Source organism: Phenylobacterium sp., from assembly GCF_044236515.1.
GTDB lineage: Bacteria > Pseudomonadota > Alphaproteobacteria > Caulobacterales > Caulobacteraceae > Phenylobacterium.
This window is the reverse complement of the sequence record NZ_JBIIGK010000108.1, coordinates 1-10,072: the sequence shown is the minus strand read 5'-3', so window position 1 is coordinate 10,072 and position 10,072 is coordinate 1. Positions and strand designations below refer to the sequence as shown.

The 10,072-nt window shown below is 71.6% G+C and carries 11 protein-coding genes; 3 read left to right on the top strand and 8 right to left on the bottom strand.

The window, feature by feature from the left end; all coding sequences use genetic code 11:
* Together ACILRF_RS11375 and hisC are read left to right on the top strand one after the other, a co-directional pair.
* Nucleotides 1-594, top strand: a 594-nt coding sequence (locus tag ACILRF_RS11375; RefSeq protein WP_395672945.1) for a chorismate mutase, incomplete at its 5' end; no start/stop codon positions are given.
* A gap of 3 nt (nucleotides 595-597) precedes the next feature.
* A complete protein-coding gene (gene hisC, locus ACILRF_RS11370; RefSeq protein WP_395672943.1) occupies nucleotides 598-1,704 on the top strand; it encodes a histidinol-phosphate transaminase in 1,107 nt (368 codons plus the stop codon).
* A 60-nt stretch (nucleotides 1,705-1,764) separates the two neighbouring features.
* Here hisC and ACILRF_RS11365 read toward each other — a convergent pair whose 3' ends face one another.
* Nucleotides 1,765-3,846: a TonB-dependent receptor gene (locus ACILRF_RS11365; protein ID WP_395672941.1), complete on the bottom strand. Its 2,082-nt coding sequence runs from the start codon at nucleotides 3,844-3,846 to the stop codon at nucleotides 1,765-1,767.
* A 124-nt stretch (nucleotides 3,847-3,970) separates the two neighbouring features.
* Between ACILRF_RS11365 and ACILRF_RS11360 the strand changes: the two genes are divergently transcribed.
* Complete coding sequence (locus ACILRF_RS11360) at nucleotides 3,971-4,459, top strand: Fur family transcriptional regulator (RefSeq protein ID WP_395672939.1); 489 nt, start codon at nucleotides 3,971-3,973, stop codon at nucleotides 4,457-4,459.
* On the opposite strand, the gene ACILRF_RS11355 is transcribed toward ACILRF_RS11360, so the two are convergent.
* The 7 genes from ACILRF_RS11355 to ACILRF_RS11325 form a co-directional block, all read right to left on the bottom strand.
* Entirely contained in the window at nucleotides 4,460-4,798 is a 339-nt protein-coding gene (locus ACILRF_RS11355; RefSeq protein ID WP_395672937.1) for a TadE/TadG family type IV pilus assembly protein, read from the bottom strand.
* A gap of 49 nt (nucleotides 4,799-4,847) precedes the next feature.
* Complete coding sequence (locus tag ACILRF_RS11350; protein ID WP_395672935.1) at nucleotides 4,848-5,258, bottom strand: TadE/TadG family type IV pilus assembly protein; 411 nt, start codon at nucleotides 5,256-5,258, stop codon at nucleotides 4,848-4,850.
* Between the two features lie 8 nt (nucleotides 5,259-5,266).
* Nucleotides 5,267-6,502, bottom strand: a complete 1,236-nt coding sequence (locus ACILRF_RS11345; RefSeq protein WP_395672934.1) for a TadE/TadG family type IV pilus assembly protein — start codon at nucleotides 6,500-6,502, stop codon at nucleotides 5,267-5,269.
* Between the two features lie 86 nt (nucleotides 6,503-6,588).
* Nucleotides 6,589-7,371 (bottom strand): LOG family protein, encoded by a 783-nt coding sequence (locus ACILRF_RS11340; protein WP_395672932.1) that lies wholly within the window; start codon nucleotides 7,369-7,371, stop codon nucleotides 6,589-6,591.
* Nucleotides 7,372-7,412: 41 nt separating this feature from the next.
* Nucleotides 7,413-9,479, bottom strand: a complete 2,067-nt coding sequence (locus ACILRF_RS11335) for a PQQ-dependent dehydrogenase, methanol/ethanol family (protein WP_395672930.1) — start codon at nucleotides 9,477-9,479, stop codon at nucleotides 7,413-7,415.
* A gap of 65 nt (nucleotides 9,480-9,544) precedes the next feature.
* Entirely contained in the window at nucleotides 9,545-9,760 is a 216-nt protein-coding gene (locus ACILRF_RS11330) for a hypothetical protein (protein ID WP_395672928.1), read from the bottom strand.
* Between the two features lie 79 nt (nucleotides 9,761-9,839).
* Nucleotides 9,840-10,072 (bottom strand): HNH endonuclease (locus ACILRF_RS11325; RefSeq protein ID WP_395672926.1); only part of this gene is annotated, 233 nt, incomplete at its 5' end.

The window sequence follows — 10,072 nt, the reverse complement described above, 5'->3', positions numbered from 1 at the left end:
CCGCGCGAGGGCGCCGACGCCGCCCTGGTGGTCCGCGTCTGGCGCGAGATGATCGGCGCCAGCCTGCGCCTGCAGGGCCCGTTCCACCTGACCGTCTGGGGCGGCCGCGAGCAGGCCCGCGCCGTCGAGCTGGCCCGTCTGCGGTTCGGGGCCGCGCCGCCGCTGCGACAGGCGGCGAAGGTCGAGGAGGTGCTGGCGGCCGCGCGCACGCCCGGCGGCGTCGGCGTCGCCGCCCTGCTGCCCGACAGCGCCTGGTGGGGCCGGCTGCTGGCCGAGCCAAAGACGCGGGTCTTCGCCGCCCTGCCCTGCCTGGCCGCCTGGGGTCCGCTGGCCGCGCTGGCGGTCGGCGAGGTCGAGGTCGAGCCGACCGGCGACGACGTGACGTTCTGGGTCACCGACGCGGCGCAGTCCGGCGCGGCCATCGAGGAGGCCCTGAGCCGCGACGGGGCCGCCGCCACCTTGCTGGTCGAAACGGGCGGCCTGAAGCTGTTCAGCCTCGCCGGCTTCTACCAGGCCGACGACCCGCGGCTCGCCCGCGCGCCGGGCCGTCTATCCGGCGTCGTCGGCGCCGCCCCCCGCCCCCTGGACCTCTAGACCATGGCCGACGACCTCGACCGCGGCGGCGCGGACCGCCCGATCCCGAAGCCGGGAATTACGGCCATCCAGGCCTACACCCCGGGCAAGGCGAAGGCCGAGGGCGTGGAGAACCCGGTCAAGCTTTCGGCCAACGAGAACATCCTCGGCGCCAGTCCGAAGGCCAGGGCCGCCTTCGCCCAGGCCGCCGAGCAGCTGCAAATGTATCCCGATGGGCGCGCCAGCCTGCTTCGCGCGGCGGTGGCGGAGAAATTCCGACTGGAGCCCGAGCGCCTGACCTTCGGCCAGGGCACCGACGAGATCTTCCAACTGCTGAACCAGGTGTTCCTGGAGCCCGGGGACAATATCGTTCAGGGCGAATACGGCTTCTCCGCCTACGCCATCGGGGCCCGCGCCTGCCAGGGCGAGGTGCGGTTCGCCCCAGAGCCGAACCTGCGGGTCGACGTCGACGCGATCCTCAAGGCGGTCGATGGCCGCACGCGCCTGGTGTTCATCGCCAACCCGGGCAACCCGACCGGAACCTGGATCGGCCGCGAGGAGGTCGCGCGCCTGCACGCCAACCTGCCGCCGAGCGTCGTGCTGGTGCTCGACGGCGCCTATGCGGAGTTCGCCACCGACCCGGCCTATGACGCCGGGCTGGACCTGGCCCGCGCCGCCGAGAACGTCGTCGTCACCCGCACCTTCTCGAAGATGCATGGCCTCGCCGCCCTGCGCGTCGGCTGGGCCTATGCGCCGACCCCGATCGCCGAGGCGATGGACCGCATCCGCCTGCCGTTCAACATCTCGATCCCGGCTCAGCTGGCCGCCGTCGCCGCCCTCGAGGACGAGGACTTCGCCGCCCGCTCGGTCGCCCATGTGGAGCAATGGCGGCCCTGGCTCGCCCAGCAGCTCGGCGGCCTCGGGCTGGAGGTCGTCGGGCCGTCGGGCGGCAATTTCCTGCTGGTCGGCTTTCCCGGCCGGGCGGCGGAGGTCGAGGCGTTCCTGGCCAGCCGCGGCCTGCTGGTGCGCGGCGTCGGCGGCTACGGCCTGCCCGACCACCTGCGGATCACCGTCGGCTTGGAAGAGCACAATCGGGCGCTGATCGAGGCGTTGGCGGAAATCTACCCTTAGCCCCGCTCGTCATGCCCGGGACAAGCCGGGCCATGACGAGCCGGTGGGTGAGTGGGGCGGCTAGAAGCTGTAGGCCATGCCGACGCGGACGTTGCGGCCCGGGAGCGGGGCGAGGTCCTTGAGGAAGGAAGCGTGCTCGCGGGCTTCGACGTCGCCGAGGTTGCGGGCGTCGACGAAGACCTTGAAGCCGCGGTCCTGCAGCGGCCGCAGCGTCACCTGGGCGTTGACCATGGTGTAGCCGTCGGTCGGCGGCTCGAACTCGGCGACGCGGTCCTGCTCGCCGACCCGACGCACCTCGAGCTGGGCCCCGAAGCTGGGCGCCTCGTAGACGCCGCGGATCGTCGCCGACCACGGCGGAATGCGGGCCGGGGCGCCGAGGTCGGTGGCGCCGCGCACATAGTCCGCCGCCGCTTCCAGCTTCAGGCTGCGGCCGCCGTCGCGCCACACCGAATAGGAGCCTTCAAACTCCGCGCCGTGGAAGTCGGCGTCGGTCTGCAGGTAGCGGTAGATCGGCAGGTGGCTGTCCGCATCCTCCTCGCCCGAGGCGCGCAGGTCGATGAAGCCGTCGTAGCGGACCTTGAACAGGTGGACGTCAGCGCTCCAGCGGTCGGAATCATAGTGAGCCGTCGCGTCGAGCGACCAGGAGACTTCGGCGTCGAGGTTGACGTCGCCGACCTCGAAGCTCTGGGTCGCCGGGTGGGCGCCGTTGGCGAACAGCTCCTCCTGGGCCGGGGCGCGGGCCGTCCGGGAGCCCGACAGGCTGAAGAACCAGCCGCGGGCCGGGCGCACGAAGGCGCCGACCGAAGCCGAGCCGTTCGTGAAGTCGCGCCGCGCGAGGATGCTGTCGAGCTCGCGCTTGTCGATCCGCAGGCCGCCCTCGATCCCCCAGCCGTCGCGGTCGAGGCGCTGGAGCGTGAACGCGCCCCATTCCTTGGTCTTGGTCGGCGGAACCAGGGCCTCCTCGCCGACGGCGTCGAAGTCGCGCGACAGGGCCTGGACCCCGACCGCGCCCTGCCAGCCGCCGCGGTTCGGCTGGACCAGCTCGACGCGGCCTTCCCAGCCCTTGGAGGCGAAGCGCGTCGCCGGCTCGCCGCCTTCCAGTTCGACGTGGGCGTAGTCTGCATAGCCGCCGGCGAACCGCACGGTGTCGAACGGGCCGAGGTCGAACTTCTGCTCGCCACGCAGGTCATAGCGGGTCTGCTTCAGGCGAATGGCGACGCCGTCCTCGTGCCCCGCCTCCTCGGCGTGGTCGTCGTGATCGTGGTCGTCCTCGCCGTCGTGCTCATGCTCGTGCTCGTGCGCATGGCCGGGGACGCCGTAGGTCGTCTCGGTGCGCTTGACCGCAAAGCCGAGGTAGCCACGCTCGCCGACGTGGGAGAGGCCGGCGCCGTAGGTCTTGAGCTCCGTGGCGGTGTTCTCAACCGTCGACTTGACGTCGCCGGGCCATTCCTCGCCCTCGGCCTCCATGCGCCGGCGGGATTCCGGGTTGGTCGGGACCTTGTAGTCCTCGGTCCTGCGCCGCGCGCCGTCGAGGCTGAGCACCCAGTTTCCGACCCCGGCGCGGACGGCGCCGGTCGCCATGCGGCCTTCGTCGACCGTGGAGCCGGAGACCAGCGCCCGGCCCTCCAGGCCCTCGACCTGGTGGCGGGAGATCCGCTCGTCGATGACATTGACGATGCCGCCGATGGCCGAGCCGCCGTAGGCCAGGGCCGAGGGGCCGCGCAGCACCTCGATACGCTCAGCCTCCTGCGGATCCGTGGCGACGGCGTGATCCGGCGACAGGGCGCTGGCGTCGACCTGGCCAAGGCCGTTGGACAGCACCAGGACGCGAGGGCCGGCGAGGCCGCGGATCACCGGGCGGCTGGCGCCGGGGCCGAAGAAGGTCGAGCGCACGCCGGCCAGGCCGCTGAGCGCATCGCCGAGGCCGCCGACCGGGACGGTGTCCAACGCCTCGCGCCGAACGATGTCCACGCTGGTGGTGGCCGAGTCGAGCGAGACGGCGAAGGGCGCGGCGGTGACCACCACCTCGCCGAGGTCGTGACCGTCCGGGCCGGCGGGGGCCTCGGCGTCGGCCGCAAGGGCGGCCGGGGCGGCGGCCAGAACGGAGACGGCGGCGGCGGCGAATAGGGCGGCGCGCGACATGGATACCCTCACTCGGAACAAGGTAGATGTTATGAAGTAACAGTACCGTTATGAAATAACATAACCGCACGTCAAGCCATAAGCGCCCGAGCCCGTTGCGGTTGCGCCCCCCCGGGGCTACCTCATGGCCATGGGAGACGCATGCCATCACGAGGACGGGGCCCACCCGGGGCTCACCGGCGCGGCTCTCGCCCGGGCGCTGGGCGCGGCCGAGGCGCGTTGCACCGAGACCCAGGAGCGTCTTACGCCGCCGCGTCGGCGGGTGCTGGAGCTGCTGCTGGAATCCGACGGGCCGCTGAAGGCCTACGATCTGATCGGGGCGTTCGGCGAGAGCGGCGAGCCGGCCAAGCCGCCGACCGTCTACCGGGCCCTGGAATTCCTCGAACGGCTCGGCTTCGCCCACCGGATCGAGAGCCTCAACGCCTATGTCCCCTGCCGGCTGGAGGCCGACGGCCACCTCGCCGCCTTCCTGATCTGCGATTGCTGCGGGGCGGCCGAGGAGTTCGAGCCCGACCTCGCCCCGGCCCTGGCCGCCGCCAAGGCGGCGGGATACGCGGTGCGCACCGTCACACTGGAAGCGCGCGGCCGCTGTTCGGCCTGCGGCGAGGCCTGATCAGGCCAACGGGACCACGGTCTCGGCCCGGAAACGCAGGTTCACGCGCGGCACGAGCGGCAGGTCCAGCGGATGGCGGTAGACCGCGGTGGCGCGGGCGACGCCGTTGTCGCGCACGAGCGCCACCGTCACCGTGCGGACGCCGCTGGCCGCTTCGACGCGGTCCGCGACGGCGCTGCGCAGCTGACTTTCCGTGGTGGTCGGCGAAATCAGCAGGGCCCGGGCGCTGGTTTCCAGGGCCCACCGCATGGTCGCAGCGCAATGAAACGCCCAGCCGAGCTGCAGGACCCCGACCAGGGCGGTGAGGAACACCGGCGCGAGGATGGCCATCTCGATCACCGTCGCGCCGCCGCTGTGCGATGACCAGCGCCGAACAAGGCTGCGGCTCCTAGCGCACACGCAGCACCTCCTGTTCGCGCAGCGACATGCGTCGCATGGCCCCGTGGAATTGGCTGGTCGCCTCAAGCGTGACGAAGACCGCCGGCGGCGTGTCGCCCGAGCACAGGCTGGAGCAGTCGGCGGCGCTGGTTCCGCAGCGGCATAGCCGGTCGATGCTGACCTCGCCGTCGGTCGGCCGGCGCGTCCAGGCGGCGAGGGCGGCGTCCTGCGCCTGCTCGTCGTCGCCGCCGCCGACCTGGTAGTAGCGAGCGGCGGTTTGCAGGGCGTTGCGCATGTCGCCGAGCTGGCTGGTCGACATCCAGCCGTCGATCCCGAACACCAGCACGAGCGCGAGGATCGGTGCGATCAGGGCGAACTCGAGCGCCGAGACGCCCCGGCGGTCGGCGACGAAGCGTTGCAAGGCGCGCCTCATTCGACCAGCCGCACGACCCGGCGCCCGGGAATCTCGACCATGCCGGTGTCGGTGCAGTCGACCTCCAGCGTGGCGTTGCCGCTCCAGGTGACGGTGTCGGCGATGACGTGGGTGCAGCCGTTCTCGCCCGAGAAGTTGCCGTTGTAGGTCACGCTCTGCGAGGGGAAATAGAGGTGGCCGGTGAAGCGGGACCGGGCGTTGCCGTTGAAGACGTTGTCGCCGCCGGTGCTGTCGCGGTCGCCGAAGAACAGCACACCGGCGTAGGTCCCGGAGGACGGCGCCGACAAGGTCAGCTGGGCGCCGCCGTTGATGCGGACCTCTGCGCCGTCGCTCATGTAGATCGTCACGCCCTCGCCGCTGACCGAGGCGTTGGCGTTGGCCCGGAAGTCGCCGGCGAGGTGGTAGACGCCCGGCTCCAGGCGCACGTCGCCCTTGAGGTCGAGGCCGGAGCAGTAGCGGCCGGGGACGAGGACGTCAGCCTTGTCGTTCTGGCAGGGACCGGTCGGCGAGGGCTCGGGCAGATCCTTTAGCGGATCCTCGACCGGCGGGGCCTGGGTGACCGGCGCGCCGCACTCGGCCAGCCGCATGCCGTCCTTGTTCCGAACGCCGCCGGCCGAAACCGCGCAGTCGGCGGTGAGGCGGGCCGCGCCCCAGACGTTCAGCGCGTCGTCGGCGACCGAGTTGGCGACGACGTCGCAGCCCTGCAGCTCCAGCCGCGCCGAGCCCTTGATGTTGACCGCCGGCCCGGCGTCGCGGCTGAGCGCCAGGACGCAGGCGTTGGAGGCGATCCGGTAGAGGCCGACCGCCCGGGCCCGCAGCCGGACCGGCGTGCGGGTCAGCAGGGCGGAGAAGAAGCGCGGCTCGGTCTGGGCGAGGATCACCTCGACGGCCGGCTGGCTGGTGTAGGCGCCTGCGGTCGGGGGAGAGTTGACGGTGATCGTGCCGGCGGCGGAGTCCCAGCCGTTCTCGGTAGCGGTCTGCCGGGCGGCGGTGCGGATCGCAGAGCCCCGGCCGCCGCGCAGCCTCTCCAGGCCGCCGGCCACGGCGGCGGCGTCGGCGGCGGCCTGCAGGCTGGTCTGCTTGTAGTAGTGATAGCTGGTCTCGACGCTGAAGGCGGCGCCGGCGGCGACCACCGGCATGCCGAGCGCGAAGGCGACGGCGACCGAGCCCTTGCGGGCGCGGCGGAAGGCCCTGAAGCCGGCGATGAGCGTCGCCGCTCTCCCCTCCGCCATTGTCGAACCTCGCGCCTTCGAAGATGTCCGCAAGGAGGATAGCCAGAGCCTGCTTAACAGGAGGCTCAGGAGGAGGGTTTACGCGTCTAAACCAGGCTTTCGAGGTCGGTGTTCGGCTTGAGCCCGCGGCGCCGCAGCTCGGCCCAGATCCCCTCCGCGGTTTCCGCGAAGCCGAAGAGGAACAGGTCGGCCGGCGAGATCATCCCGTGGCGGGCCAGGGCGTCGAGGTTGAGCACCTCGCGCCAGTATTTTTCGTCGAACAGCACCACCGGGATTTCCGGTGACTTGCCGGTCTGGCGCAGGGTCAGGATCTCGAACAGCTCGTCGAGCGTGCCGAAGCCGCCCGGGAAGACGACGAGGGCGTTGGCGCGCATCGCCAGGTGCATCTTGCGCATGGCGAAGTAGTGGAAGCGGAAGGTCAGCTCCGGCGTCGACCAGCCGTTCGGCTCCTGCTCGTGCGGCAAGGTGATGTTGAAGCCGATGGACGGCGCCCCGGCCTCGGACGCGCCGCGGTTCGCCGCCTCCATGATCCCGGGCCCGCCGCCGGTGGCGATGACGTTGTCGCGCAGCGCCTCGCCCTCCAGGAAGGCGCCGCCCCGCTTCGAGGCCAGGGCGCCGAACTCGCGCGCGGCGGCGTACCAGCGGGCATGCTCGCCGGGCCCGTCCTCGGCGATCCGGGCCGAGCCGAAGACGACGATGGTCGAGCGCACGCCCCAGTCCTTGAGCGCCTGCTCGGCCTTGGCGAACTCGAGCAGGAAGCGCACGCCGCGCATGCCTTCCGACAGCAGGAAGTCCTCGTCGCGCACCGCCAGCCGGTAGGACGAGGACGCCATCTGGGCGGTGTTGTCGCGCGGGATCTTGGAAGCCATGGTCCCCTTTCTAACACCTCAAGTCGCGGCGGGAGCCCGTCTCACTGCGGGTGCCCTTTCGCGCCGGGCGGGGGCGGCGGGGCGGTGCGGGCCTGCCAGATCAGGAAGGCCCGCAGGTCCTCGGCGGCGGCGGGCGTCAGGTGTTTGCGGAACGAGGCCATGCCGTTCTGCGCCAGGGCGCCGTCCAGCACGACGGATTCGAACGCCGCGCGGCTGAGGATGACCGGCGACCTGGCGAGGTCGGGATAGAACTTCCCGCCGCGATGGCAGACGGCGCACATGGCCGAAAAATGCGCCGCCCCCTTGTCCGGATCGCCGGCCGAAAGCTCGCCTTGGGTAAGGTCCAGCGGGTCGAGGGCGGCGACCTCGGCATAGGGGGGCAGCTTGCCGGTTCCGCCCAGCTTGAAGACCACCAGCCGGCCGGGCCGGCGCGGCTGGTCCGAGGCCGAGGCGCCGCCGTAGCCGACCATCAGGGCCAGGTGCTGCTCGCCGTCGAGGGCATAGGTGATCGGCGGGGCGATGGCCGCCGCGCCCAGTTCGTAGGCCCACACCCTGGCGCCGGTCTGGGCGTCGTAGGCGACGAGCTGCTTGCCGCTGGCCTGGAAGACGAGGCCGCCGTCCGTGGCCAGCACGCCGCCGGTCCAGAAGCTGGGCAGCGCCACCTTCCAGCGGGTGGTCTTGGCCACCGGGTCCCAGGCCAGCAGCTCGCCGGTCGGCGGGATCGACGGTTCGGTCCCCGGCTTGTTCGACGGCGCGGCGACGATCCGACGGACGCCGGTGTTCCAGAAGGCCGACCGGTACTGGAAGTTCGGATCGTCCTCGTAGCGGCCGTGCATCTGAAGCGAGGGGATGTAGACGAGGCCGGTCTTCGGGCTGAAGGCCATCGGCTGCCAGTTGTGGCCGCCGAGGCCGTTCGGCAGATGCCGCGCCACCGCGCCCTCGTTGTAACGGGCGGCGGGCGTTTCCACCGGCCGGCCGGTGGCGAGGTCGATGCGTTCGGCCCAGCCGGCGGGAATGTACTTGTCGCCGGAGATCAGCTTTCCGGTCGCAGCGTCCAGCACATAGAAGAAGCCGTTCTTCGGGGCCTGCATGACCACCCGGCGGGTCGCGCCGCCGATCGGCAGGTCGGCGACCATGATGTGCTGGGTGGCGGTGTAGTCCCAGCTTTCGGCCGGGGTCGTCTGGTAGTGCCAGACGTAGTCGCCGGTGTCGGGCTTCAGCGCCACGATCGACGACAGGAAGAGGTTGTCGCCCTTACCGCCCGAGCGGATCTTGTGGTTCCACGGCGAGCCGTTGCCGACGCCGACATAGACGAGGTCGGTCTTCGGATCGTAGGTGATGGCGTCCCACACCGTGCCGCCGCCGCCGGTCTGCTTCCAGGCGCCGTCGGACCAGGTTCCGACGGCCTTTTCCTTCAGGATCTTGTCGGAGACCGCGCCGTCGGCGGCGCCGGTCGGATTGGGGGCGGTGTAGAACCGCCAGGCCAGCTTGCCGGTCGCGGCGTCATAGGCCGAGACGTAGCCGCGCACGCCGTACTCGGCCCCGCCGTTGCCGATCAGCACCTTGCCCTTCACCACCCGCGGCGCGCCAGTGATGGTGTAGGGCCGGCTGCGGTCGGTGGTCTGAACGTCCCACACGGGCTTTCCGGTCTTGGCGTCGAGGGCGATCAGCCGCCCGTCGATGGTTCCGAAGAAAACCTTGCCGTCCCACAGGGCCGCGCCGCGGTTGACCACGTCGCAGCAGGCGTTGAGGCCCGACTGCCCGGGGACCTTTGGATCATAGCTCCACAGTTTCGCGCCGGTGCGCGCGTCGAAGGCGTGGATCTTGGACCATGCGGTCGTGGTGTAGATCACTCCGTCGGCGACCAGCGGCGTCGCCTCCTGGCCGCGGTCGGTGTCGAACTCCGCCCACCAGGCGACCCCCAGCTTGCCGACCGTCTCGCGGTTGACCTGGTTGAGAGGCGAGAAGCGCTGCTCGTCGTAGGTCCGGCCGTAGGTGCGCCACTCGCCAGGATCGGCGCCGACCTTCGCCCCGTCGCCACTGCCGCAGCCCGCGACCAGCATCGCCACGGCCAGCCCGGCCGCCGCCATCCAACCCTGCACCTTCATGAGGCCCCCGCCCGTTCCTTAAGCCGGGCATCATTACTGAGGACGGGGGCAGCGCAAGGGTCGCGTTAGTCGGGGTCGGCCTCACCGTCCTGCGGGATGCGGGGACCGTCGGTCGACGATCCTGTGCGCTCGCCGCCGGGGGTGACGCCGGGCGCGTCCCAGGCCTGGGGTTGCTTGCCGGCGGCGCGGTCCTGGCCGCTGCCGAGCCCGCCGGCGCCGTAGCCGGTCCCTCGCGCCTCGCCATCGCCGCCAGGCGGCCGGTTCAGCGGATCGTCGCTCATGGGAGACTCCTAAAACCTCAGCAAAGCACCGGGCGGCGGGGAGGTTCCGGGGCCTAGCTTTGAGCGCGCCAAGGCGGCGTCAGGCCTCGAGTTCGATGTCCCAGTAGAGGTAGTCGAGCCAGCTTTCGTGGAGGTGGTGCGGCGGGAAGCGGCGGCCGCGTTCCTGGAGCTCGAAGGCGGTCGGCCGGCGCGGCTTGTGATGGGGCTGCATGTGCGCCTCGGCCGGGGTGCGGCCGCCCTTGGCGAGGTTGCAGGGCGCGCAGGCCGTGACGATGTTTTCCCAGGTGGTGCGGCCGCCGCGCGAGCGCGGGA

Coding starts and splice junctions, on each gene's coding strand:
- ACILRF_RS11340 (WP_395672932.1), bottom strand. CDS start 7,371: ATGGCTTCCAAGATCCCGCGCGACAACACCGCCCAGATGGCGTCCTCG.
- ACILRF_RS11330 (WP_395672928.1), bottom strand. CDS start 9,760: ATGAGCGACGATCCGCTGAACCGGCCGCCTGGCGGCGATGGCGAGGCG.
- ACILRF_RS11335 (WP_395672930.1), bottom strand. CDS start 9,479: ATGAAGGTGCAGGGTTGGATGGCGGCGGCCGGGCTGGCCGTGGCGATG.
- ACILRF_RS11365 (WP_395672941.1), bottom strand. CDS start 3,846: ATGTCGCGCGCCGCCCTATTCGCCGCCGCCGCCGTCTCCGTTCTGGCC.
- hisC (WP_395672943.1), top strand. CDS start 598: ATGGCCGACGACCTCGACCGCGGCGGCGCGGACCGCCCGATCCCGAAG.
- ACILRF_RS11360 (WP_395672939.1), top strand. CDS start 3,971: ATGGCCATGGGAGACGCATGCCATCACGAGGACGGGGCCCACCCGGGG.
- ACILRF_RS11345 (WP_395672934.1), bottom strand. CDS start 6,502: ATGGCGGAGGGGAGAGCGGCGACGCTCATCGCCGGCTTCAGGGCCTTC.